General features: G+C 42.7%; 26 protein-coding genes. 14 read left to right on the forward strand and 12 right to left on the reverse strand.

Features of this window, described 5'->3' with window-relative positions; genetic code table 11:
• Positions 1–41: 41 nt before the first annotated feature.
• On the reverse strand, positions 42–542 hold the full coding sequence (citX, locus tag ACRQQK_RS07935; protein WP_457510772.1) for a citrate lyase holo-[acyl-carrier protein] synthase: 501 nt from the start codon (positions 540–542) through the stop codon (positions 42–44).
• Between the two features lie 302 nt (positions 543–844).
• Between citX (ACRQQK_RS07935) and ACRQQK_RS07940 the strand changes: the two genes are divergently transcribed.
• From ACRQQK_RS07940 to citG, 10 genes are all read left to right on the forward strand, one after another.
• Positions 845–1,105, forward strand: coding sequence for an OadG family protein (locus tag ACRQQK_RS07940; protein ID WP_457510774.1), 261 nt, complete (start codon positions 845–847; stop codon positions 1,103–1,105).
• Positions 1,106–1,122: 17 nt separating this feature from the next.
• Complete coding sequence (gene oadA, locus ACRQQK_RS07945; RefSeq protein ID WP_457510775.1) at positions 1,123–2,910, forward strand: sodium-extruding oxaloacetate decarboxylase subunit alpha; 1,788 nt, start codon at positions 1,123–1,125, stop codon at positions 2,908–2,910.
• Positions 2,911–2,919: 9 nt separating this feature from the next.
• Positions 2,920–4,221, forward strand: a complete 1,302-nt coding sequence (locus tag ACRQQK_RS07950; protein ID WP_102963321.1) for a sodium ion-translocating decarboxylase subunit beta — start codon at positions 2,920–2,922, stop codon at positions 4,219–4,221.
• Positions 4,222–4,387: 166 nt separating this feature from the next.
• Complete coding sequence (locus ACRQQK_RS07955) at positions 4,388–6,007, forward strand: ATP-binding protein (RefSeq protein WP_457510777.1); 1,620 nt, start codon at positions 4,388–4,390, stop codon at positions 6,005–6,007.
• Positions 6,004–6,696, forward strand: coding sequence for a response regulator (locus tag ACRQQK_RS07960; RefSeq protein WP_457510779.1), 693 nt, complete (start codon positions 6,004–6,006; stop codon positions 6,694–6,696). The genes ACRQQK_RS07955 and ACRQQK_RS07960 overlap by 4 nt, the downstream gene beginning before the upstream one ends.
• A gap of 240 nt (positions 6,697–6,936) precedes the next feature.
• Positions 6,937–7,233, forward strand: coding sequence for a citrate lyase acyl carrier protein (gene citD / locus ACRQQK_RS07965; protein WP_457510781.1), 297 nt, complete (start codon positions 6,937–6,939; stop codon positions 7,231–7,233).
• Entirely contained in the window at positions 7,230–8,105 is an 876-nt protein-coding gene (gene citE / locus ACRQQK_RS07970; protein WP_457510783.1) for a citrate (pro-3S)-lyase subunit beta, read from the forward strand. Before citD ends, citE begins: the two co-directional genes overlap by 4 nt.
• A 72-nt stretch (positions 8,106–8,177) precedes the next feature.
• Complete coding sequence (gene citF / locus ACRQQK_RS07975; protein WP_457511107.1) at positions 8,178–9,647, forward strand: citrate lyase subunit alpha; 1,470 nt, start codon at positions 8,178–8,180, stop codon at positions 9,645–9,647.
• Between the two features lie 3 nt (positions 9,648–9,650).
• Entirely contained in the window at positions 9,651–10,172 is a 522-nt protein-coding gene (gene citX, locus ACRQQK_RS07980) for a citrate lyase holo-[acyl-carrier protein] synthase (RefSeq protein WP_457510785.1), read from the forward strand.
• Positions 10,159–11,091, forward strand: coding sequence for a triphosphoribosyl-dephospho-CoA synthase CitG (gene citG / locus ACRQQK_RS07985; protein WP_457510787.1), 933 nt, complete (start codon positions 10,159–10,161; stop codon positions 11,089–11,091). Before citX (ACRQQK_RS07980) ends, citG begins: the two co-directional genes overlap by 14 nt.
• 78 nt (positions 11,092–11,169) lie before the next feature.
• On the opposite strand, the gene ACRQQK_RS07990 is transcribed toward citG, so the two are convergent.
• Both ACRQQK_RS07990 and ACRQQK_RS07995 read right to left on the reverse strand, forming a co-directional pair.
• Complete coding sequence (locus ACRQQK_RS07990) at positions 11,170–11,448, reverse strand: hypothetical protein (protein WP_457510789.1); 279 nt, start codon at positions 11,446–11,448, stop codon at positions 11,170–11,172.
• A gap of 46 nt (positions 11,449–11,494) precedes the next feature.
• Positions 11,495–11,827 (reverse strand): hypothetical protein, encoded by a 333-nt coding sequence (locus ACRQQK_RS07995; protein ID WP_457510791.1) that lies wholly within the window; start codon positions 11,825–11,827, stop codon positions 11,495–11,497.
• A gap of 329 nt (positions 11,828–12,156) precedes the next feature.
• Between ACRQQK_RS07995 and ACRQQK_RS08000 the strand changes: the two genes are divergently transcribed.
• The gene (locus tag ACRQQK_RS08000; protein ID WP_457510793.1) at positions 12,157–13,476 is read left to right on the forward strand and encodes a DNA repair protein; all 1,320 of its coding nucleotides are present in this window, start codon (positions 12,157–12,159) and stop codon (positions 13,474–13,476) included.
• A gap of 65 nt (positions 13,477–13,541) precedes the next feature.
• Here ACRQQK_RS08000 and ACRQQK_RS08005 read toward each other — a convergent pair whose 3' ends face one another.
• The gene (locus ACRQQK_RS08005) at positions 13,542–13,775 is read right to left on the reverse strand and encodes a TIGR02647 family protein (protein ID WP_457510795.1); all 234 of its coding nucleotides are present in this window, start codon (positions 13,773–13,775) and stop codon (positions 13,542–13,544) included.
• Between the two features lie 335 nt (positions 13,776–14,110).
• Between ACRQQK_RS08005 and focA the strand changes: the two genes are divergently transcribed.
• On the forward strand, positions 14,111–14,953 hold the full coding sequence (gene focA / locus ACRQQK_RS08010) for a formate transporter FocA (protein ID WP_457510797.1): 843 nt from the start codon (positions 14,111–14,113) through the stop codon (positions 14,951–14,953).
• A 261-nt stretch (positions 14,954–15,214) separates the two neighbouring features.
• On the opposite strand, the gene ACRQQK_RS08015 is transcribed toward focA, so the two are convergent.
• Positions 15,215–16,003 carry an ABC transporter permease gene (locus ACRQQK_RS08015; RefSeq protein WP_457510799.1) on the reverse strand — a complete coding sequence of 263 codons (789 nt, stop codon included), beginning with the start codon at positions 16,001–16,003 and terminating at the stop codon, positions 15,215–15,217.
• A gap of 197 nt (positions 16,004–16,200) precedes the next feature.
• On the opposite strand from ACRQQK_RS08015, the gene ACRQQK_RS08020 reads away from it, so the two are divergent.
• Both ACRQQK_RS08020 and ACRQQK_RS08025 read left to right on the forward strand, forming a co-directional pair.
• On the forward strand, positions 16,201–17,106 hold the full coding sequence (locus ACRQQK_RS08020; protein WP_457510800.1) for a manganese-dependent inorganic pyrophosphatase: 906 nt from the start codon (positions 16,201–16,203) through the stop codon (positions 17,104–17,106).
• Between the two features lie 90 nt (positions 17,107–17,196).
• The gene (locus ACRQQK_RS08025; RefSeq protein WP_042482078.1) at positions 17,197–17,586 is read left to right on the forward strand and encodes a DUF2750 domain-containing protein; all 390 of its coding nucleotides are present in this window, start codon (positions 17,197–17,199) and stop codon (positions 17,584–17,586) included.
• Here ACRQQK_RS08025 and ACRQQK_RS08030 read toward each other — a convergent pair whose 3' ends face one another.
• The 7 genes from ACRQQK_RS08030 to pspF all read right to left on the reverse strand — a co-directional run bounded on the left by ACRQQK_RS08030 (position 17,587) and on the right by pspF (position 25,010).
• The gene (locus tag ACRQQK_RS08030) at positions 17,587–18,375 is read right to left on the reverse strand and encodes a DUF2927 domain-containing protein (RefSeq protein ID WP_457510802.1); all 789 of its coding nucleotides are present in this window, start codon (positions 18,373–18,375) and stop codon (positions 17,587–17,589) included.
• Positions 18,363–19,151 carry a peptide ABC transporter ATP-binding protein gene (locus ACRQQK_RS08035; protein ID WP_457510804.1) on the reverse strand — a complete coding sequence of 263 codons (789 nt, stop codon included), beginning with the start codon at positions 19,149–19,151 and terminating at the stop codon, positions 18,363–18,365. The genes ACRQQK_RS08030 and ACRQQK_RS08035 overlap by 13 nt, the downstream gene beginning before the upstream one ends.
• On the reverse strand, positions 19,148–20,143 hold the full coding sequence (locus ACRQQK_RS08040) for a peptide ABC transporter ATP-binding protein (protein WP_457510806.1): 996 nt from the start codon (positions 20,141–20,143) through the stop codon (positions 19,148–19,150). The genes ACRQQK_RS08035 and ACRQQK_RS08040 overlap by 4 nt, the downstream gene beginning before the upstream one ends.
• Complete coding sequence (locus ACRQQK_RS08045) at positions 20,143–21,030, reverse strand: ABC transporter permease subunit (RefSeq protein WP_457510808.1); 888 nt, start codon at positions 21,028–21,030, stop codon at positions 20,143–20,145. Before ACRQQK_RS08045 ends, ACRQQK_RS08040 begins: the two co-directional genes overlap by 1 nt.
• Positions 21,017–21,979 carry an ABC transporter permease gene (locus ACRQQK_RS08050; protein ID WP_457510809.1) on the reverse strand — a complete coding sequence of 321 codons (963 nt, stop codon included), beginning with the start codon at positions 21,977–21,979 and terminating at the stop codon, positions 21,017–21,019. Before ACRQQK_RS08050 ends, ACRQQK_RS08045 begins: the two co-directional genes overlap by 14 nt.
• Positions 21,979–23,601 carry an ABC transporter substrate-binding protein SapA gene (sapA, locus tag ACRQQK_RS08055; RefSeq protein ID WP_457510810.1) on the reverse strand — a complete coding sequence of 541 codons (1,623 nt, stop codon included), beginning with the start codon at positions 23,599–23,601 and terminating at the stop codon, positions 21,979–21,981. Before sapA ends, ACRQQK_RS08050 begins: the two co-directional genes overlap by 1 nt.
• Before the next feature lie 407 nt (positions 23,602–24,008).
• Positions 24,009–25,010, reverse strand: coding sequence for a phage shock protein operon transcriptional activator (gene pspF / locus ACRQQK_RS08060; protein WP_457510812.1), 1,002 nt, complete (start codon positions 25,008–25,010; stop codon positions 24,009–24,011).
• Positions 25,011–25,127: the final 117 nt, after the last annotated feature.

Consider the following 25,127-nt stretch of genomic DNA (forward strand, 5'->3'; position numbering starts at 1 on the left):
AAATGTAATTTTTACGGTTACTCTTACAGAGTTAAATAGAATTAATACTGTGCGATGATTGATTTGATTTTGTGTTTTATTTCATCAACAGAATGACGATGATTCATGGAACAGTAACTGGCGGGATATTGGCACAGAATGCAGCGTCTAGGCTCCATCTGAGCACCTTTTCTTGAAACCGCATAGCCTTGCGGGTCAATAATATCAATGTTGAACAAGTCACCTAGTGGGTGACTGTTTTCAATTTTCACCATAGCACGCTTTAAATTTGTCGTAGTGATACCTTTCACCACAAACACCGATTCTAGATTTGAATTATTGGTGGCATCTTCGTGCTCTAGCACCATCGCATTCAAAAGCGTTAATTTCTTGTTCACTTCTTCTAACGCCAGCTTATAAACAAAATGAGCTTGTTCATTTTCATTAAGCTCATTGGAAATATTAGTTTTGACGATAATTAAAGGCAGTTCATATTTCTTTGTTAACTGAGATTGTCGCTTTAGATTATTTAAAGAAATTTGATGAACATCGAACAAAGACATAGCACTCCCCATGATGAGTTTTCCTCTTCAGACCAATATCCCTCTAATGCTAAAGACAGGTGTACCTCGTAACTGAGGAGTGAAATACAAATTCCGGTAAATCTTGTGTTGTTAATGGATTAAATGAATTTATTTCTTCGCATGGTTACTTCAATTTCAGAAAGAAATTCAGCTGAAACTAATTAAATTTATTTACGCCATTTAATACGTTTAATGGTTCCAATTGAATGATGTGCTTCACGAAGTCCATTCCTCTTATTTCGTTAGACTGTTTGGACTTTCAATATCCAAAGGTTCGAAAGATGAACGAAGGTCCAATTATTCTTGAAGGCGTCAATCTTATGCTTCTAGGCATGGGATTTGTTTTTTGCTTTCTAGCGCTCCTAGTCGCTGCAACCCGTCTGCTGTCCACTTTATCGATTAAGTTTTCACCCCCTGAAAAAGCGGTAATTTCCACCAATAAAACGGTTTCTGAAGGCGCGCAGGACGACAATTTGGTAGCTGCGATTTCCGCAGTACTACACCACCACAATCAAAAAATTAATAAGCAAGTTCAGGCTTGAGGTTAGAGGAATTTAATATGTCTAAAATAGCTAAACCACTCGGTATTACTGACGTTGCATTGCGTGACGCACATCAATCGCTACTCGCTACGCGAATGAGATTAGATGACATGTTACCTATAGCATCTAAGCTCGATGAAATTGGCTATTGGTCACTGGAATCTTGGGGTGGTGCGACTTTCGACTCTTGCATCCGATTTTTAGGTGAAGATCCATGGGCGCGTCTAAGAGAGTTAAAAAAGGCGATGCCAAACACCAAGCAACAAATGTTACTGCGCGGTCAAAATATCCTCGGCTATCGCCATTATGCCGATGATGTCGTCGATAAGTTTGTTGAGCGTGCCGTTGTAAATGGTATGGATGTTTTCCGTATCTTTGATGCATTAAATGACACTCGTAACATGAAACGTGCTATCCAAGCGGTAAACAACCAAGGCGCACATGCACAAGGTACTATCTGTTATACAACCAGTCCTGTTCACACCATGCAATCTTGGGTTGATGTAGCAGAACAGCTTTTGGAATGTGGCGTAAGTTCGATTGCGATTAAAGATATGTCTGGGGTTATGTCTCCGTACGAAGCGTACGAGTTAGTCACCAATCTGAAAAAACTCGTGGATGTTGAGCTTCATCTTCACTGCCATTCCACTGCGGGTATGGCGGATATGACGTTGCTTAAAGCGATTGAAGCTGGTGTTGACCGTGTTGATACTGCAATTTCTTCGATGAGCGGTACTTATGGTCATCCATCGACTGAATCGATCGTTGCGGCATTGAAAGGAACTGAGCGTGATACTGGGCTAGATATTGAGAAGTTGGAAAGTATTGCGGCCTACTTTAGAGATGTTCGTAAGAAATATCATGCTTTTGAAGGTCAATTAAAAGGCTCTGATTCACGTATTCTTGTAGCTCAAGTTCCAGGCGGAATGCTTACCAACATGGAAGGGCAGTTAAAGCAACAAAATGCGCTGGATAAAATCGATGAGGTACTGATAGAAATTCCGAAAGTCAGGAAAGACCTTGGTTATATCCCGTTAGTAACACCAACTTCTCAAATAGTGGGTACTCAAGCTGTCATTAACGTCATGATGGGTGAACGTTATAAAAGCATCACCAAAGAAACGGCCGGGGTATTAAAAGGTGAGTACGGTAAAACACCAGCACCAGTCGATTCAGAGTTGCAGAAACGTGTACTTGATGGCGCTGAAGTGATCACTTGCCGACCTGCAGATCTAATTGAGCCAGAAATCGACCAGCTATTGGAGTCAGTAGTTAATCAAGCACAAGAAAAAGGTATCGAGCTTGCTGAAAATACCATTGATGATGTACTTACTGTCGCTCTGTTTGACCAAGTCGCGTGGAAGTTTTTGGCTAATCGTAATAATCCAGAAGCTTTTGAACCAGCTCCAACTGTTGCTGAGGTGGTAGCCCCTACAAAAGCAGCAAAACCATCAGACAAAGCTGTATATACAGTCAACGTCAACAATCAGGCTTACGTAGTTCAAATCAACGAAGGCGCTGATCCTGAAGTTCTGGCTGCTTCAACAAGTGCTCCTGTTGCCGCGGCTCAGCCGGTTGTTTCTTCGGGTTCTGCTGAACAGGTCTCCGCTCCGTTGGCAGGTAACATCTGGAAAATCCATAAGAAAATCGGCGATATGGTCAAAGAAGGCGAAACACTGTTAATTCTTGAAGCTATGAAGATGGAAACCGAAATAAAGGCGTTTCGTGACGGTAAAGTCGAGTCAATGGCTGTATCAGAAGGCGATGCGGTTCAGGTCGGTGATGAACTATTTGCATTGGCATAAGGATCTGAAATGGACAGTGTAATCGGCTTAATCAGTGATTTTGGCATTCTCCACCTGCAATGGGGCCAATTTCTGATGATTGTAATTGGTATGATTTTGCTCTATCTGGCAATCGTGAAAGGTTTCGAACCATTGTTGCTCGTGCCTATCGGTTTGGGTGGCATTCTTTCAAACTTGCCTGATGCGAACCTTGCCATTAATGCGGTAGATGCCGCCATTCACGCGGGTAAAGCAGATGTAATGCAAGCATTCGCGCAGATACTCAACGCAGTTGAGTCAACGCCGGATGCGATTAAACATGCAATGCAAATGGCTACACCTGAGCAAAAGATGCATTTGGGTTTGCTTGCAGAGCAATATCAATATTCTGACGGCATGCTATATACCTTTTACCATGTTGCCATTGCGTCTGGTGTTGGGCCTTTAGTGATATTTATGGGCGTTGGCGCTATGACAGACTTCGGTCCGTTGTTGGCTAATCCTAAAACCCTATTACTGGGTGCTGCTGCGCAATTCGGTATTTTTGCAACTGTATTGGGTGCGCTTGGCCTGACTCAATTAGGGATAATGGACTTCAGCGTAGCGCAAGCTGCAGCTATCGGCATCATTGGTGGTGCAGACGGGCCTACCGCTATTTATGTATCAAGCCTGCTTGCTCCTGAACTCTTGGGTGCAATAGCGGTAGCGGCATATTCGTATATGGCACTGGTTCCTATGATTCAGCCGCCGATCATGCGCGCTCTGACAACAGAAGCAGAACGCAAAATCGAAATGAAGCAACTGCGCAAAATCGGAAAAATAGAGAAAGTGTGCTTCCCGCTAATGTTGCTGGTTCTTATTGCAATGCTGCTACCTTCAGCGACGCCGCTGATGGGGATGTTCTGTTTTGGTAACTTGATGCGTGAATGTGGTGTGGTTGAGCGCCTTTCTGACACGGCACAAAATGCTCTAATCAACATTGTGACCATCTTCCTTGGGCTGTCTGTCGGTTCAAAACTTATGGCAGATAAGTTTTTGCAACCACAAACACTGGGAATATTGGCTCTGGGGATTGTTGCTTTCTGTGTGGGAACCGCAGCGGGTCTATTGATGGCGAAACTTATGAACAGGCTTTGTGTTGAAAAAGTTAATCCACTCATAGGATCCGCAGGTGTTTCAGCGGTACCAATGGCAGCACGAGTCTCAAACAAACTTGGCTTAGAAGCGAACTCGCAAAATTTCCTACTTATGCATGCAATGGGTCCCAATGTTGCAGGCGTTATTGGATCAGCGGTTGCAGCCGGTGTGATGATTAAATATGTGCTTGGTTAATATTTACGGAAATGAGTAACAAAGGAGGGAGACAGCGTTCTCCCTCTCTGCGTTTTTATTGTCTTTTGATACACATTACTAACTTGGCTGGCGAAACGGGCTAACATTCGTATCTGAATTGAGCACTTTATAAGTTCGCACTACTTAATAATAAGGAAATAAATGTATGAATATGATGGAAAAGATGAAGACTGGAGCTTCTTTTCGCGTCAAAGTTTTTCTTCTTATTTTTGCTCTTATGAGCCTTCAGATGATTTTCATGGGTGTGAACTTTCATCAGTCTTTACTTGATACACTTGAGCATCAAGTTGGGACGCGAGCATTAATTCAGGCTAAGGAAATTGCCAGCGACCCGAATTTAATTCAGGAAGTTAGGATCAAAAATATCCCCGCAATAGAACGCATTATTAATCGTTTAACGAAAATCTCGGACGCGAGTTTTATTGTGATTGGTGATGATGATGGCACTCGATTATCTCACCCAATAAAAGAAAATATTGGCTTACCGATGCAAGGTGGGGATAACGCTGCTGCGTTGGAGCGAGGTGAGTCATACATTTCTATTCGCAAAGGCTCCTTGGGATATGGCGTCCGCGGTAAAAGTGCCATTGTAGACTTCGACGGTGAAATTATTGGTGTTGTCTCTGTTGGGTACCTTTTTAACCGATTTGACCAGTGGCTCGTATTCTATGCAAAACCGGTTTCTTTTGAGCTGGGTGCGATTCTGCTGTTAACGCTGATAGGCGCATGGCTTTTCTCCAGTCATATCAAAAAGAAAATGAATGGAATGGAGCCTTCGGAAATTGCGTTAGCACTGTACTTGCAGCGCTCTATTCTTCAATCTGTGTATGAAGGGATTATCGCTATCGATAAAACTGGCAAGATTCTAGTGGTAAATAAAAGTGCGATAGATTTGTTAGGTACCGATAAACAAGTGAGTGAAATAAAGAATAGAAGCATATTAGAATATCTCAATCACACTCAATTCTTTTTTCAGACACCCTACGAAGAAAATATAAAAGATGAAATTGTATCTATTAATGGGCAAACTTTAATAGCTAATAGAGTGGCTATTTTTGATAGAGATATGTTAATTGGTTGGGTAATCAGTTTTAGACATAAGAATGATATAAATTCATTAACGGCAGAATTGACTCAAATCAAACAATATACAGATAATTTGAGAGTGATGAGGCATGAGCATGCGAACAAATTATCAACAATATCAGGTTTGATTGAAATTGGTGAATATGAATCTGCGCTCTCATTAATCAATAATGAAAACACTAAGAAACAACAACTTATTGATTTCATACGTTCAAGAATAAAATGCAAACAAGTCGCCGGAATTTTACTTGGGAAATATGCTCGATCTCAAGAACTGGGACTTCAGTTACAGTTTGATCCTACCTGTCAGTTATATAATTTGCCGGACAATATTGATGATGATGAATTGTCAGCAATTATAGGTAATTTGATCGACAATGCATTTGAAGCGACGCTTAAAAACCCCGAAAGCGATAAAGTAATAACATTACTTATTACAGATGCAGGAAAAGAATTAGTTATTGAAATTGGCGATAATGGTTGCGGTATTGATCCTGAAATAGCAGGGACGATTTTTAACCGAGGCGTTACAAGTAAAAATGATGATAAAGGCCATGGTATTGGTCTGTATCTGATTAACCGTTATGTGACTAATGCTGGTGGCGTCATCTTGGTCGACAACGCAGAGCCTAAGGGCACTATTTTCTCTATTTTTATTCCCAAAAACGGTAACCGATGATGGACTCTATAGATGTTTTAATCGTTGAAGATGAAGTTGGAATTGCTGAATTACATGCACAGTTTTTAAGGCAGATGATGCGTTTTAGACCAGTAGGTATCGCTAATACTATTAGCATGGCTAAAACAATGCTCAAGGTTAATAAACCGAAATTAATTATATTAGATAACTTTCTTCCTGACGGTTTAGGTATTGATTTGTTAAGAAGTATCGTTGCGGATAAATCAGATTCAAAACCAGATGTTATATTGATCACAGCTTCTAGTGAAATGGAAACGGTTAAAGAGGCAATGCACTGTGGCTGCTTCGACTATTTACTAAAACCAGTATCGTATGTTCGCTTGAAAGATACATTAAATCGTTATGTTCAATATAATAGTGCAATAAATGCTTATGATAATATTAGCCAACGCCATGTCGACGACCTTTTCAATATTCAGGCTAGAGAAAAATCAGCGAATACTTTGCCGAAAGGTATTGGTGAACTGACCTTAGATAAAATAAAGCAGACCTTTATCGAAAATACGGGAATCAAATATACAGCGGAAAGACTAGGAGAGCAGGTCGGCATCAGTAAAACAACGGCTAGACGTTATTTAGAGTATTGTTCAGCAAATGGTTTTTTAGATGCTGAAAATGAACATGGCCGAGTAGGTCGCCCTGAACGAGTCTACGTAAAGTCCAATTAAACACGTCTTAATTTGAAAAACGGCTAATGATATATCTTTAGCCGTTTTTTTGTTTCCTATCAAATGGAATAATTTAAACCATTTAAATCATTAATGGTTTTTAGCTTCCGACTAAACATGATTAGCATCGCCAAAAACATCGCGGATAGCAAAGAGAATAGACGTTAGTTATTCGGCAGTGACTTTCATTGCCTTTATTCAATTTCCTGCCATCCGAAATGGGATTCATGAGGTGCATACATGATAATCAGTCAGCGATCATACGCTGGAACATTGGAGTCTAGCGACTTACTAGTCGAAATAGTCCCGTCAGCCACAAATAGCTTGGATATAGAAATTACCAGTTCCGTTGAAAAGCAATTTGGAGAGTTAATCAAAAATACAGTCATCAGTACTTTGTCGGAAATGGATGTTAAGTCTGCGTTGGTCAAGATCAACGATAAAGGTGCTTTGGATTGTGTCATTAAAGCAAGAGTTCAAGCCGCTGTGATTCGAGCAACCGCCGGCAGCGATATTGTCTGGGGGACATTAAAATGAGCAAATTACGCAGAAGTATGTTGTTTGTCCCTGGATCTAATGCCGCAATGTTGAGCAACTCTTTTATCTATAATCCAGATGCCATCATGTTTGATTTGGAAGATTCGGTATCAATTCGTGAGAAAGACACGGCAAGAATGCTCGTTTTCAATGCTCTTCAACATCCTATGTATAAAAACATTGAAACCATCGTTCGTGTTAACGGTTTAGATACTGTTTTTGGTCCCCTTGATGTAAAAGCCGTAGTAAAAGCAGGCGTGAATGCTGTGCGCCTTGCTAAAACGGACAGTGCTCAAGATGTTCATAATATGGAAGAGCTCATCACGGAAGCTGAGATGGAGTTTGGTCGTGAAATTGGCAGTACTAAAATGCTTGCAGCGATTGAATCTGCTATGGGTATCAATAATGCAGTCGAAATTGCAAGAGCATCAAGTCGATTGATTGGTATTGCTTTAGGTGCAGAAGATTATGTTCGCGACCTTAGAACTCAACGTACAGCAGAAGGCGTTGAACTCTTGTTTGCTCGATGTTCTATTCTTCAAGCGGCAAGAGCTGCTGGTATTATGGCATTTGATACTGTTTATTCCGATGCGAACAATGAAGAAGGCTTCATCCACGAAGCTGAGCACATTAAGTCCCTTGGCTTTGACGGCAAGTCTCTGATTAATCCCCGCCAAATTGAAATTATTCATAACATCTTTGCTCCAACCCAAAAAGAAGTTGATCACGCAAACGCCGTTATTGAAGTGGCGGCAGAGGCAGAAGCCCAAGGCTCAGGCGTTGTATCACTCAACGGCAAGATGGTTGACGCGCCAATCATAGAGCGTGCTCGGTGGACACTACAACGTGCGCAATCAGGAATCAGACAGTAGGGCAATATGATGACAACTATAACTAATGCAATTGATCGTAAAATAGATATTGATGTTGAGAGCTGCCCAACATTGTTGCCATATTCTGGTGCGCATGAGCTGACTTCTCATCTGCTAAACAGAAGTACCAAGAGAAGCCGCAAGCTGTTTGAAAGCGTAGAAGAGGCAATCAAAAGCGTAGGCCTTGCAGATGGTATGACGATCTCGTTTCATCACTCATTCCGAGGTGGAGACAAAATCATCAACATGGTGATGAAGGTTATCGCTTCGATGGGCTTTAAAGATCTCACTTTAGCTTCAAGCTCACTCTCTGATATTCATTCACCGCTTGTTGAGCACATTAAAAAAGGTGTGGTGAAGAAAATATACACATCCGGAATGCGCGGGCAACTGGCTGACGAAATCTCCCGAGGCTTACTGGCTGAGCCGGTTCATATTCATTCTCATGGCGGCCGTGTTCATTTGGTTCAAAGTGGTGAACTGAATATCGATGTTGCGTTTATCGGCGTATCAAGCAGTGATGAGTTTGGTAATGCCAATGCGGTAAAAGGGCAGTCTCGCTGTGGTTCCCTAGGGTATGCACAAATTGATGCTCAGTATGCGCGTAAAACGGTTGTGCTCACGGAGTCTCTTGTTGACTTCCCAAATACGCCTGCGTCAATTGCGCAGGACCAAGTCGATGCGATTGTGAAAGTGGCAGAGGTGGGTGACGCTTCTAAGATTGGCGGTGATGCAACGCGTATGACGACCAATCCACGTGAGTTGTTAATTGCTCGTAAAGCGGCAGATGTTATTGAGCATTCAGGTTATTTCAAAGTCGGCTTTAACTTACAAACCGGTTCTGGCGGCGCATCTTTGGCGGTGACTCGCTTTTTAGAAGATAAGATGGTCAGACGAAATATTACGGCGAATTTTGGTCTCGGAGGCATTACGGCCACGATGGTTGCACTGCACGAAAAAGGGTTAATTAAAACGCTACTTGATGTGCAGTCATTTGATTCTGTTGCTGCCGACTCATTAGCTCGAAATCCCAATCATATTGAAATTTCTGCCAACCAGTACGCAAACCCTTCTTCTAAAGGGGCGATGGTCGATCGATTGGATGTCGTTATTCTTAGTGCTTTAGAAATAGATACCGAATTTAACGTCAACGTCATCACGGGTTCAGACGGTGTAATACGAGGTGCGTCTGGTGGTCACAGTGATACCGCTGCTGCTGCAAATCTCACTATCGTTGTTGCTCCGTTAATTCGTGGTCGAATCCCAACCGTTGTTAATTCTGTATTGAATGTCGTGACTCCGGGGACGCAAATTGACGTACTAGTCACCGATCACGGTATAGCGGTCAATCCGAACCGAGAAGAAGTTAAGGTTCGGTTGAACAATGCGGGAATTCAGACCATGGATATCCATGAACTGCAGCAACGCGCTGAGTCATTGACGGGTATACCAAAGCCAATTGAGTACTTAGATAATGTCGTTGGTTATGTTCGTTACCGAGACGGTTCTGTGATTGACGTGATTCGCCAGGTTAAGGAGTAAATCGTGTATCGAGGACCAGCAATTACCCTAGAGCAGGTCTTAGATAATCGAGAGCTTCGAGCACAACGGCAAAGAGAATGGGTTACGGCCCATTCTCTGCCCATCGTGAGCTTTACGATTAACATGCCCGGCAGTGTCAAACTAAACCAAATATCTCAAGTCGGATTTAAAGCTGGTCAGGAGGAAATCAGAAAGGCTTGTATGCGTTCTGGATGCTCAAGTTTTATCAGTCAGTCGTTCATTAGTGATTGTGGCTGTGAAGCGATGAGTGTGGTTGGCGGCATTTCTCCTCAGCAGTTGAAGCGCTTGATGATTGAGGTGGAAGATACGCATCCGTTAGGTCGTTTATTCGATATTGATGTTTTTGATTCTCAGGGCGTGGTGCTTTCTCGCGACCAGCTTGGGCTTGCAAGACGGCGATGTTTCATTTGTGGCAGAGACGCAAAACTGTGTGCTCGAAACCGAGTTCATCCACTTCCAGCCCTGATTGACAAATTAAGTGAGATTATTCATGAATACCACTAATTCTTTACGTTGGCTTTTGAGCGACTGTTGCTTATATCAGAAAACAGATTTAGGGACCTTTGAACTCAATATTTGCGAACTGGTCGGGAATTTGGCTTATCACGCGATGATGTTAGAAGTTCATCTGACGCCAAAACCTGGCTTGGTTGACTGTGTATCCACAGGCGCTCATAGTGATATGAACATCGATACCTTTGTAACAAGTGCAAACAGTTTGCGCCCTTACATGCTGAAGTTTGTTAAATCTGGCTACGATAACTATCTTACTTCGCCCGCGAATCTTCTTCCTAACCTTAGAAAAATTGGCATAGAAGCTGAAAGAGCAATGTTTACCGCGACTGCAGGAGTGAATACCCATAAAGGGATGATTTTTACGCTTGGATTGATTTGTGGCGCAGTAGGCTGGCTTTACAAAAAAGAATCCATTTTTACATCCAACCGAATTCAATCAGTACTCAAAGAGTGCTGTGCTCAGTTGGTCACTGATGAACTTGAGTATTCAAACAAAATCCCCGTCACAGCCGGAGAGCACATATATCGCCGTTATGGATTAGCCGGAATAAGAGGGGAGGCTGCAAGGGGCTACCCAATGATTTTTGACTGCGCTTTACCAACCTATGAACTCGCAATCGATAAAGGTTTGTCAGAAGAGCAAGCGATGTTTAAGACCTTGTTGACGATCATGTCGTGTAATGAAGATTCAAACCTGGTTCACCGAGGCGGTCTTGAAGGGCTTGAATATGTGCAAGCGCATTCGAAGTCACTGCTAACAAGCTGTGAAGTTTATGATGATGATTTTGAACAACAGATGCAGGATTACGACAAACTACTGGTAGAAAAAAATCTAAGCCCAGGTGGAAGCGCCGATTTGCTGGCGGCAACCTGGTTGATCGCGCAGCTAAATTTACTTAACCGCTAACCTACGCATCAGTCATTCAATAAAAAAAGGCAATGGAAAAAATCTCCCATTGCCCACCAACAATTCCCTACAATCAAATCAGTGTTGATCAAAACCTATTGGAACTACTTCGATATCATTTTCCAGCTCAATTGGGTTATGGAAGTTTTCGTAGTGATGCTGGCAAAGGGGTATCTGGAATACATCGTCAGCTTGGTTACTTGAATTAATTTGGCTCTTGCTCTTAACCAGAACTTGACGCGTATATTTGTTTGTACAATTCGCTTCCGCGCAAAAAGTATTTTTCAGTTTGTTTTTTGAATCGGAATATTCATTTGTCAGATTTGATTCACTATCTAATATATTGTTTACGAGCATATCGTAATCCTTTGGAGTACTTTGTTTATTATTCGGTGGGTAATCGCTATAAAGTAAATCCGATAGGGACAAGTTCAACATTGTCAAGGATTTCTAATTGGTTGCTTTCGTTGTTACCGTGCTCTGCGCAGAGCGGGACCACATAGATCGACTCTTCCTGATCATTAGGGTCAGCAACAAAGATGGCTTGGTTGTGATTTTTTGCGCAGTTAGGTACTGAGCATTTTTCGTGGCTACTTTTACTAAAGTATTTCCAATATGAGAGCCAATTTTCTTTTGCTTTTTGAGTTATGAATTCTTCTGATAACCGTGAAACTAACATGATTTTATCCTCTTGGATTAATAATCTGTATGCCGCTATTACAACCTTAATTGCCATTTCAGTTTCCAATTAAATTCATATGTTTTTGTGGTTTTTAAAGAATATTTAAATTTTATGGCGGTAATCAAAAAGAGGGCTTTATCGAGGATGTTTGGCTAGTAGAAACTGAGGCATCAGCATAAATGATATTTGTTTTTAATCAGGCACCAATTTAGGTGTTCATTCTGTAATCTATATTTATGAAAAGTTTGTGTTTTATTATTTTTATCTATGGATTAAAGTGCCATAGCACACTGTCTTTTCTTTAAGACATCTTGCTTTCGTTAAGGTAAAGATAGTGATGCAGGTTGGCACTATTCAGTTGTAAAAATAATAAGGTCTAATCAATGACAAACATTAGAATGACGCTGCTGGCTTCAGTAGTCGTCTTTGCGCTTGCAGGATGTCAAAGTACATCGGAACCCGTTTCTCTCACCCAAGAAACAAATCATGTTGAACAATCTGTAGAAACTCAGTTTGCTGAGGTCGATCAGGTATACCAAAGTTGGCTGGAAATACTAAAAGACAGCGACAACTTAGCCTTGTATTCACCAACCCATTTCCGCCAGCTAGCGGATGCATGGCTAGGTTCGACAGAGGTTTATAAACAAATCGAGTCTGAACCTGCACTGATTCAAAAAGACTACTCGCTGTTTTCGAGCAAGAGCTACAAACAAGTCTTTGAAGAGAACATTGCTAAGGTCGATGCCTCTTATCGTGAGCTTCAAGAATTTAAGCTGAAAGCGGATAACGCGTTAGCCGACTCTATCGCGCAAATGGCTTATTTAGATAGCATTGCAACCGTTAGCTATTTCCCTTCTGACTATAAAAAAGTAGATTCGGACTACCGCAATTTGTTTATCGATGTACGCGATGACAAGCTGGAAGCGGCGCAGGAAAAACAGGTGAAATTCCTGGCTAAGGCGAAGCTATTAGAGGTTAAGGTTAACCACAAAATCTATATCGAACCTTTAGAGAAGCAAGCAGCAGTACTTAAGAAAGAAGGACTGTCTCGCGTTGCTCCGTTAACTTTTGACCGAGTAGGAGGAGAGATTACTCTAGCGACGAATGTCGTTTCTACTAACCCAAGAGATACGCAAAGTGTTCAAAATGCCGTTAAGCGCGTGGAGTTCGAATTAAAACACGTTGCTCAAGTCGCGCATCAGGTGAAATTGTTGGCAGCTATTGAAGACAACAAGTTCGAGCCTATAGTGCTGGAAATGGAAAACAACTTGTTTGCTATCTCTCAGAAAATCGACGGTTCAGACTATCGTGACACTATGCTGCGTGAACAGGCAGAACGTATTCTGACCAGCGTAGAAGGTCTCGTTGCAGCTGACAAAACCAATGCATTAAAAGAGCAGTTAACTGCGTTAACGCTCAAGGTTGAGTCGTTAGAAGCGGAAAACAAGAAGCAAGTTGAGGCTCTTGCACAAGCATCTGCAAGAGAACAGCAACTTCAGCAACAGAAAACTCGTGATGAACAGTATATTCGCCGTATGGACGAGTTAGTGGCTTCTTTGAAACAGCTTCAGGTTGCGCCAGTAAGTAAAACTGCAGGAGAAGTAGAAGCTCCGGTAAGCACAGCAACACCTGCAGAAAGTGCTCCGTTAAGTGAAACCACCACTGTACCCGTTGAGAGTGCGGCACAAAGTGATGCAAGCTAACGCGATTTAGAACAGCAGAAATAAGAAGAGCGCCATTGGCGCTCTTCTTATTGTCTTATGGACATTTACGCTGTTAGTACTCTTAAAATACGATCAGCGTTTTCAGCCATTTCGATACCTTCATCAGTCAGGTATCCACCATCAGGTAGAGTACACAAACCTTTATCATGGAGTCGCTTTGCGGCAGCTTGCACGGCTTCACCCGCATCGCTATGTACCTTAATACCCGTTGCAGCACTGCTGATGTCAAATTGGACAAGAAGATTTAATTCATCTAAGTGTTGTTGGGAAAATTTCATTGCACACCCTTCTTACTCGTTAAGTTAATCTCACAATAGGCTCAGCCTTAAAAAGACGCAATGACCTCAAAACAGAAGTGTTATCTAGAACCGATATGGGCGTTTTTTACACATAACAAAATCTTCACAACCTTTGTCGTATAAGGCTTGATAAATTACTTTACGCTATTAAAAGCAGGCTTTTTATTGTCAAACACTATTTAATTCATTGATTCAGTTTATGGATGCACTCTCGAAATAAACATTTTTAGTTAACGTAAAAATAGCCCTTGAATATTCGTGGTTTTGGAGCGATCATCGCGAGCTATCTTTGTATCAAAATGTAACTTTTACTTATGGAACATAGTCAATTCGATTCGTTACTTCCTCCTCAGATGGCTGAACGTGCCGCTGAGACTGGTGTTGGTAAAGCAACCAAAGCCGCTTACAAATCTTTTCTTCTAGCCATTTCTGCGGGTATTCATATTGGTATTGCATTTGTGTTTTATACCGTAGTGACAACTGGCGCGCATGATTTACCTTATGGCGTTACGAAACTATTAGGCGGCATAGCATTTAGCTTAGGTCTTATTCTTGTGGTCATTACAGGCGGAGAGCTGTTTACCAGTACCGTGCTCACACTGGTAGCTAAAGCGAGTGGGAAAATTTCATGGCTTCAGCTAATGAAAAACTGGACAGTTGTTTATCTGGGTAATCTTGCTGGTTCTGTTTTATTAGTTGCTATTATGTTGTCCACACGCCAGTACATGGAAGATGGTGGTCAGCTTGGCCTAAATGCCATGGCAATCTCACAACATAAACTTCACCATACTTTTCTTCAGGCATTTTCTTTGGGATTAATGTGTAACATTCTTGTTTGTTTAGCGGTATGGATGACGTTCAGCGCTCGTTCACTGACAGACAAGGTTATGGTATTGGTGTTACCTGTTGCGATGTTTGTCTCCTCGGGTTTTGAACACTGTATTGCCAATATGTTTCAAGTGCCTATGGCGATCGGTATTAAGCATTTTGCTCCGGAAGCATTCTGGCAGATGACAGGGGCAAATATTGCAGACTACGCTGACCTTAACATGATGGAATTTATCGTGAATAACTTAATTCCGGTAACTCTGGGTAACGTTGTTGGTGGTGGTGTTTTTGTTGGTATGTGGTATTGGTTGATTTACCTGAAAGATTAATTGTCTGAAGGACTTTAATACCTGACTACAAAAGAAAAGCGGCAAAAATGCCGCTTTTTTTATGATTTTCATCTCAAGCTTTTGTTGCGCAACAAAACTCGTTATTCACCTTATCCACAATTTCTGTGGATAACCTGTTTTAAATACCGTGTGTAAACGCAACTAAATGATTTTTTCGGTAATTGTGCACAAATTACGTGCGACAAACGCACTATTTTAGGGTGTTAAATAAAGGTGATTATTTGTACTGCTTTTCAATTTCTAGTCACGAAATGTCACATTTACTCGACCTTCTTTGGTAAAAGTAGCCTTTAATGTCAAATGAATGGATAAAGTGAGAGAAATCGTCATCATCACAAAGATGGCAATCATGATCATCAACTGATATTTGATTGCGATAAGGGGAGAAGCCCCGCCCAGTATTTGTCCCGTCATCATACCCGGTAGTGTCACTAAGCCCGTCGTTGCCATAGAGGCAAGAATAGGAGCGTTGGCTTTCCGTAGCGCGTTTCTCACAAAATCCCGCGAAGCATATTGAGGTGAGGCACCTAATGAGATTGCCGCTTCGTATTCACTCTTTCGTTCTTCGAAAGCTGTGAATAAGTTCTGCAAAGCTACGATGTTGCCACTGAGGCTATTTCCTAACAGCATTCCTGCTAATGGGATCAAATACTGTGCACTATACCAAGGTGATGGTTGAACAATGCCGAAACAGAGAATGATCACGATAGGGAACAGTCCTGCTGCCAAACCCAAAACAATTGGCATAAGTAGTTTATTCTTAGGAAGGCGAGTTTTTGAAACGATAGAACTGGCACCGATTAGTATCATCAATGAGAGCCAAACAAGATTGACCCAAATACTGTTGAGCTTAAACAGATATTCCAGATACATACCGACGAGTATCAGTTGTAAGGTCATTCGACCTACGGAAATGAAGATCTCTTTACTAATACCCAGTTGATAAATTCTACTCACCATTACGGGAATGATGAGCACTGAGCTAAAAATAGCTAATTGCCACCATGCGATATCAATCGTGCTGTTCACCTTTTCTCCCGTCTAAACGTAGTTATTCTTTAAAGTCTGTTTGCCAATTATTACTCAACCCCTGATTCCAACAAGCAAAAAATTGAAGAGTTAGTCATTCTTTATTGATTTAGCTCCATGAAGAGTTCCGCAAAATAAGTACAGTACTCATCTTTATGTGTTGTTTACCCTCAAGGGTCAGAATAATAGGAACAGTGATGATTTTAGTAGTCGGTCATAAGAATCCAGACAGTGATAGTATTTGTAGCGCATTGGTGGCTGCAGAGCTGTTGAAAGCGCGTGGTTTAGAAGCGAAAGCGGTACGCCAAGGTGAAATCAACCGTGAAACTCAGCATATTTTGAATACCGCAGGCGCTGATCAACCTGAATTGCGTACCAGTGTAGCTGGTGAAAAAGTATGGCTAGTTGACTACACCGACTTAGCGCAAGCGCCTGATGACTTAAATGATGCAGAAATCCTAGGTATTGTTGACCACCACCGTTTAGGTGATGTGATGACAGTAAACCCTTTGGAAGCGTGGATTTGGCCTGTAGGTTGTACGAGTACTATTTTGTTTAACCTATTCAAAATGGAAAATGCTCCAATCACTAAGCAAACAGCAACGCTTATGATCTCTGCCATTCTTTCAGATACCGTTGGTTTTGCTTCTCCTACTTGTACTCAAAAAGACAAAGACGCAGTTGCTGAACTGGCTGTTCTGGCTGAAATCGAAGACTTAGATGCATTTATCCAAGCACTTCTGATTGCTAAAACGGACATTGAAGGTTTATCTGCAGCTCAACTGGTTGAGAAAGACCTTAAAGCTTACCCATTTAATGGCCGTGATGTTGTCGTTGGTCAAATCGAACTAGCGACATTAGATCAAGTTGCCACTATGATTGATGAGCTAGAAGCGGATTTGGAGCGTCGTTGCGAACAAGAAAACCTTGCGTTTGCAGCTCTAATGCTGACTGATATCACTACTGCACAAACTCGTTTGTTGTTTAAAGGTGAGTGGTCAGAGAAACTGGCGAAGCATCTGTCAGACGGAGTATTGATGATGGAAAATACTCTAAGCCGTAAGAAGCAAGGCTGGCCTTGGCTACAGGCTGAGCTAGCTTAATCGCTGATTTCGGGTATGATGCCCAGCCTAATAAAGGTTTTAACGCCCATAGCTTAGAAACTGCTGTGGGCGTTTTGTTTGGAGGCTAATATGTCCAATGCGTTAACCGCGGAACAAATCGCGACAATTAATCAGTACGATCAAGAGCAGCGCTTTAAATACTGTATTAAGGAAATTGTAGCTAATCAGCAAGTGTGGATTCTAAAAGACGAACACGGTTGTGTGATGCTCAATACTGAAGATGACGATTGCGTGCCAGTATGGCCAAATCGCGAGTTTGCCGAAGCTTGGGCGACCGGTGAATGGAGCGAGTGTGAAGCAGAAGCGATTTCATACAACAAATGGCGCAGTCGTTGGACAAGCGGCCTAGAACAAGATGACTTGTCAGTGGTTGTTTTTCCAAACGAAAACGAAGAAGGTGTTGTGCTGTTTCCTGACGAGTTTGATTTTGAACTCGACAAGCAGAACGCTCGTCGCTAATTAGCGAAACCACTGATAGAGTGGTGATGACTGAGATTCTTTAAGGGCCTGCTTTAGCAGGCCTTTTTGTTGATACTGTTTTATTAATTTTCTGAGCACAGGGCGAGCCTGTGATTCGGTCATACCGGTCTTTAACTCTGGCTCATAGAGTAACTTCAGCAAAACTACATCCAGAGGTGAGAGTAAATCTTCGGGTGTTTTATCGTTAAAAATTGAAGGGTAGGCGAATTCAGAGTCATTAGGCAAACCGAGTGTTTGCGTAATTTCTTCGACGATACAAGCCACGAGTTTTCCGTGGCTGCGAGCTTGGTCTACAGGGATGACCACGCTAGCTGAGATAATCTCATGGGTCTTCGAGTTTGTTTTGTAGCCAGCTTGGCATACGGCGCCAAACATATGTTTGGCCGACTTTTTACCCATCTCACGCTCAACATCTTCACCCCAGTTTTTCTGTTGGGTGAAAATCCAAACCACATTGGCTTCTTGGCGCGTTTGTACTCGGTAGATAGGGTGGCCAATGATTTGATTAAGATGTTTGATATGCGCATCGGCCAGTTCGTCATGCAAGTCTTGATCACCGACTTTATGCTGAATCCAGATTTTGATGGGTTGTTGCCACTTTACTAATGGTTTCTTACCCGCTGAATACTCATTTCTCAGAGCCACATGGATAAAGGCCCGTTCTACGAATGAGGTGTCTTGCCAGTTATTCTGAGCAATAACGTTGGTGCTGACGAGCAGCACCAAAAGAGACGATAGGGAGATAAAAGCTCTGCCTATTTGAAGCATGGGGCCTTATTGAAATGGCTCTCAATCATACGTTGAGTAATAGGGTGCTGCGGTTCAGACAACACCTCCAACGTATTTCCGAATTCAACCACTTCGCCTTCGTGCATGACCATCACTTTGTCAGTGATGTGTTTAATCACACCGATATGTTGTGATACGTAAATAAACGATACGCCCATCTCTTCTTGCAGTTCCAAGAACAAGTTGATGATCTGGGAGCGCATAGCCATATCCAAACCATTCAAAGCTTCATCCGCGATAATGATAGAAGGCTGCAAAATCAAAGCACGCGCAAGACACACACGCTGCTTCTGACCCGTTGCTAACATTTGCGGATAAAAGTAGGCATGCTCAGGCAGTAAACCTACTCGGAGTAATGTCTCTTTAACGCGTTTTTCTCGCGCTTCCGGTGGCATACTGGTGTTCCGTTTTAGCGGACCTTCCAAAATGCGACCTATTTGGATACGAGGGTTGAGCGACGTGTTTGGGTCTTGGAAGATCATTCGTATCAGCTTACAGCGTGTTGAATAATCTTTGTGTTCTAGCAATTCGCCATTAACGCGAATTTCTCCACCTGTAGGTTCAATCATGCCCGCCAACATACGGGCAAGGGTGGATTTACCGGAACCGTTCTGCCCGATAAAACCGATGGTTTGACCTGCTTCAAGAGTGAAGCTTACAGGTTTAACCGCTTCTTGTACTTTCTTACGAAAAAGACCAGAGCGCGTTACAAAGTTCTTTTTAAGGTCACTGACTTCTAATAGTGAAACGCTCATGATTTTGGCTCTACGTTAAGAGGGAAGTGGCAAGCAAACTTATGGTTCTTAATGATCTGACTTCGCGGAACTTCAACACATTGTTTTTTCGCGTATGGGCAGCGAGGACCTAAACGACATCCAATGGGTAAATGCTGCAACGGAGGAATGGAACCGGGCAGAGAATGTAGCTTCTGCTTATGCGGAATCCAGTCACTGAAGTCCGGCATCGCTTTGAGCAATGCTGATGTATAAGGATGTTTTGGCTCAGTGAGAATTTTGTTGGTATCAGCAGACTCTACTGATTGACCACAATACATCACGGTAATACGATTCGCCCATTGAGTAATGGTCGTTAAGTCATGGCCGACTAACAGAATCGAGGTATTGTTAACCTGATTCATACGACTCAGTAAACGCAATATTTGCGACTGCGTGATTGGGTCTAAGTCGTTGGTTGGCTCATCCGCAATGAGCAGCTTAGGCTTGGCGGCAATCGCCATCGCAATCATAACTTTTTGACACTCACCATCGGTCAATTCATACGGGTAGCTTCCCATCAGACGCTTATGATCTTTGATGCCTACTTTGTGCAGCAACGCTACAGCTTGTTTGTGACGCCAAGTAAAGCGTTGCCACCACTTGCCTTCAAATGTGCGTGTCGGGATAGATTCTATCAACTGTTTGCCGACCTCTTCTGAAGGGTCTAGACAGGTTGATGGTTCTTGGAAAATCATCGCGATATCGCGGGCAATGACACGACGTCTTTCTCGTGGTGTCAGTTGTAGTAAATCGATATTTCCCAGACGCATACGGTCTGCGGTAATTCGCCAGTTGTCTTTACAAACTCCGACAATCGCTTTCGCGACCAAGCTCTTACCAGAGCCGGACTCACCCACTAGGCCACGAATTTCACCTTCATTAAGGGTGAGGCTCATGCGATCGACCGCTTTTACAAGGCCTTGTGGGGTATCAATTTCAATAGTCAGATGACGAATATCTAATAATGGCATTATTCGACTCCTGCATTTAATGCTTGGCGTGCGCCTTCACCGACAAGGTTGATCATTACAACGGTGTACATGATCGCGAGGCCGGGTAGGGTCACTGTCCAAGGTGCAAGGTAGATAAGTTCTACAGAGTCACCCAGAATAGCACCCCATTCAGTACTCGGCGCTTGTGCACCAAGACCTAAGAAACCTAATGCTGTTATATCAAGAATAGCAATAGACAGTGCCATAGTAACTTCTTGAGCAAGCATTGGCAGTGTATTGGGTAAAATCGAATGCCATAGCAGGTACACGTCGCTCGCTCCATCAAGACGGGCCGCCATGATGTAATCTTTCTCTACTTCACTGTGCACGGCGATATAAACGGATCGTACAAACCTTGGAATTAGAGCGAGGCAGATCGCTAGCAATACGTTGAATTCACCAAAACCAAGGAAAGCAACGAAAATAACCGCCAGTAACAATGATGGTATCGACATGACTGTATCTAGCAGGTGGTTCAATGTACTGGATAAAAGACCTTTCGTCATACCTGCAAGAATACCGATAACACAGCCGATAACTGCCGCGATAAAGGTAATAATTACCGATGCGCCAAATGTTAGCTGAGAGCCGTCAATAAGACGTGACAGAATATCTCGCCCAAGGTCATCTGTGCCTAGGAAGTATTCTACTGAGCCTGATGGGTCCCAAGAAGGAGGCATTAAAAGGTGCCCACTTTGACTATGCGGGTCATGAGGCATTAACCAAGGAGAGATGAGCGTGATGAGGATGATTAAACCCAAGCTCCAGAGTCCAAACATAGCGAGGCTGTTGGCTCTGTAGCTACGCCAAAAACGTTCAAACTGAGTGGGAATGTGCTCTTCCTGATAAATATTATTTGTTAGCATACCATTCCTTTCTCACCAGAGGGTTGATCATCGCGCCAATCAAATCTGATAGGATATTTGCGGTTAATACTAAAGAACCGACGGCAATCACTCCCGCCTGAATAGACATGTAGTCTTTATTTGACAGCGCATCAAGCAACCAACGGCCAATGCCCGGCCAGTTGAAAATCGATTCAGTAATGATAGCTAAAGTCAGCATGCTCGATAGCTGGACACCGAATTTTGGAATGATAGGTGGAATCGCATTACGCAATACGTGTTGAGTAATGATTTTGTAATAGGACAAACCTTTAATTCGTGCTGCTCGGACGTAGTTCTGAGACATGACATCCGCAACAGAAGAACGCATCAAACGAATAACTTGCGTGGTCGGGGCTAACGCCAGTACAAAACAAGGCAAAATCATATGTTGAAACACGCTATGCAGTATGTTGGCACTATTCACGCCTTTGGCGAAGAAGGCATCAATAAGAATGAAACCCGTGACCGGTTCTACTTCATACAATAAGTCATAGCGTCCCGATACTGGGAACATGCCATAGTGCAGTGAGAAGATCATGATCAGCATCAGAGCTATCCAATACAGCGGAGCCGAGTATCCCATCATTGAAGTAAAGGAGATAATAGTATCAATCCATTTACCTTGCTTCATGCCTGCAATGGTGCCAATAGGTAAGCCAATGAAAAGTGACAGTAAAAAGGCAATCAGACATAGCTCAAGTGTTGCTGGAAAAACTTTAACTAATTCAGAAGCAATATCAACACCGCTTTTTGTTGTCCCGAAATTGAACTGAGAAAGTTCGCCTAAATACATCCACCAACCGTGCCAGAAATCCTGAATCGCCCAAGGTGACTGAGGCTCAAGGCGCAGCAGGCTATAACCTACTAGGGTCAGGATAAGTAGAGTGATAATAAACAGATTGAAGCGGCGTACCGTATAGATAAGCATTATTCGGTAATCCTCTTCACATTGTTAAACGGTTCGACACTGAACGGACTTAAACGAAAACCAGTTAAGGTTTTGTTGTACGCTTTAAATTGCATTCCGTGTGCAATTGGAATGACAGGAAACTCTTGGTTCAAAATGGTTTGTGCCTGTTTATAAAGATTGAGGCGATATCGAGGTCGCTCAACTTCTAATGCCAAATCGAGTAAGAAATCGAAATCACTGTTACACCACATAGACGCATTAAGGCCTGCACGATTTGCTCCGCATGAAAGCAATGGGCGTAAGAAGTTATCCGGATCACCAGTATCCCCCGTCCATCCTCTTAGGAACAGGTCAATGTGACTCTTCTCTGCTAACTGAGAACGGTTGACATTACTTTCAGTAATCAGGTGCAGAGTGACGCCAACGTCCGCAAGGTTCGACTGAATCATTTCTGCCATTTTACGCGGGCTCGGGTTATAAGAACGAGGTTCAATAGGCACCGACATCGACAATTCAAGGCCGTTGGCATAACCAGCATCTCTTAACAAACCAAGCGCGTAGTTACGGTCATAACGGATTTGGACATCATCTTTTTGATAAGCCCATGAGCTTGGCGGCAAAATGTTGTAAGCAATACTGCCCGTGCCGTAATACACAGAATCAAGAATGTTTTGACGATTGATAGCAAAGTTCAAAGCCTTACGCACACGTACATCATAGAGTGCTGGATGCGAGGTGTTGACAGCAATAAATGCCACGTTCATCGCTGGCTTAATCGAAAGATCGATATTGTCCTGCTTCTGAATAACAGGTATCTGGCTGGAAATTGGGAAGCTCAACACGTCACATTCGTTACGTAACAGTTTGGCTAATGTTCCTGTACCACGTTGTGAAATATCGAACACCACCTGCTTCATAATGGCAGGGTTATTCCAATATCCTTCATGGCGACGCAAGCGTACTAAATCATTAACTTTGAACTCATCAAGAAAGAAAGGACCTGTTCCGACTGGGAAATCGTCGATGTTGTGTTTCTCGTCTTTAATTTGCAGCTGCTGTCCATATTCTTCTGACAAAATCACCGCATGGGTAGTTGAAATGTTGGATAAAAAGCTATTGTCGGGACGGCTAAGTGTGAACTTCACTGTCTGGTTATCAACGGCAGTTACATTTTTCAAAAGGCTACGAAAGTTAATACCTGCAAACCAAGGGTAGTTGCCATTGCTAACGTAGTGGTATGGATGCGTTGGGTCGATGATGCGCTTGAAGCTGAAGACTACGTCTTTTGCATTCATTGTGCGTGTCGGAGTAAACCAAGACGTGGTGTGGAAATTAACGCCGCTGCGTAAGCTGAATGTATATTCGGTGCCGTCTTCGCTGACTTGCCATTGAGTCGCAATGTTTGGAATGGGTGTGTGTGTGTCCGGATCAAGCTTCAACAGCGTATCGTACAACTGCGGGCTCAATGCTTCAGAAGTAATACCGCTATCAACTAATTGGGGATTAAAGGTACTAGGGCTGCCTTGACCACAGTAAACAAAGCCGCTTTGGCGGATTTTTGTATGATCAATTTCTTCTCCACAGCCAGCAAGAAGGCTTAGTCCGCATAATCCGAGCGTGATTCGTAATAAAGTGTTCATATAGAAAAACAGTGTGGGAAACGAAGCAAGGTAACTATTCCATTAAAGTAGAAAGCGATATGTTGTCGATAAGCGCTAAAAGTAACAATCACGTTTGCCTCAAAATCCTGCTAATTTACCATTCTTTCCTGTGTTAAACCAAGAAAAAGGTTACTGCGTATACCCAAGTAACCTCACGATGCTTGTTCAGCGAGAATTTATTCGCTCTTAGGCAAGGCACTGATTTGAATACATAGTTATTCTACGTAGAAAATCAGTAACGCGGCATAGGAGCGAATTAAACTCGCCCTTTGGGAGCTCATCAACGAGCTCATTTCTGCGCTCAATTCCTTCCGTTATTAAGCTTGATCTAAACTCGTTGATGAAGCTCTGAATCTTGCATCTTGAGGTTACTTGGGTATATAGGGTTATTCATTTTTTGAAAGTTGATATTTTCTCATCAGTCCTCGAAATTGATGATAGCTTAATCCGAGCGACTTAGCGGCTTGTCTTTGATTAAACTTGGCAAATTTCAACGATTCATTAATAACGTATTTGTCTTGTTGTTCCTGCCATTGTTTAAAATCCATCGGGAATGCAAGCTCAGCTTGGCTTTCTTCTTGTTTATTAACTAAAGCTGAAGGTTCTTGAGCTTCCTCTTGCCAATGCTTTTGGAATGGGTCAAAGACTAATGAATCAATAGGAAAGTCAGCAGTACCGTGTTGATATACCGCCCGTTCAACCACGTTTTTCAGTTCTCGAATATTTCCCGGCCAAGGATGTTGCATAAGACTCTGTATTGCCAGTGGTGTAAAGCCAGCAAAGAAAGGCAGTTCGAGTTCTCGGCACATACGGATAGCGAAATACTCCGCCAGCAGGGCAATATCTTCTTTGCGTTCGCGAAGTGGCGGAAGGTGAATAACATCAAACGCTAGTCGATCGAGTAGGTCAGCTCTAAAGTCGCCTTCTTGAGCAAGTCTTGGTAAGTCTGCATTGGTCGCACATACTAAGCGTACATTTGCATTGAGGGCTTGGTTACCGCCGACACGTTCATATTGTCCGTATTCGATAACCCGCAGCAACTTTTCCTGTACTGACAATGGCGCGGTGGCAAGTTCGTCAAGAAACAACGTACCGCCTTCAGCGCGTTCAAAGCGGCCTTGGTGTCTGCCTTTTGAACCGGTGAAAGAGCCTGACTCATGGCCGAAAAGCTCGGAATCGATTAATCCTTCGCTAAGTGTTGAACAGTTCAGTGAGATTAACGGTTGGTCCCAACGCTTTGAAAGATAATGCAAACGCTGGGCGATAAGCTCTTTACCTGTACCGCGCTCGCCAACGATAAGAACCGGACGCTCAATCGGTGCCAAGCGAGAGACTTTATCCAGAACGGCGTGAAACGCTGGGGATTCCCCAATTAAATTTTGTTGCACAGTTATCTCTCTATCCATAACAAGACGTTATCGGTCACCGCATCTGTTCGCTAAGTAACGGATGAAATAGTTGGTGAAATTTACCAACTGTTAGCTAAATCGTTTATAGCATAGTCC

This window comes from Vibrio sp. C8, assembly GCF_054051265.1.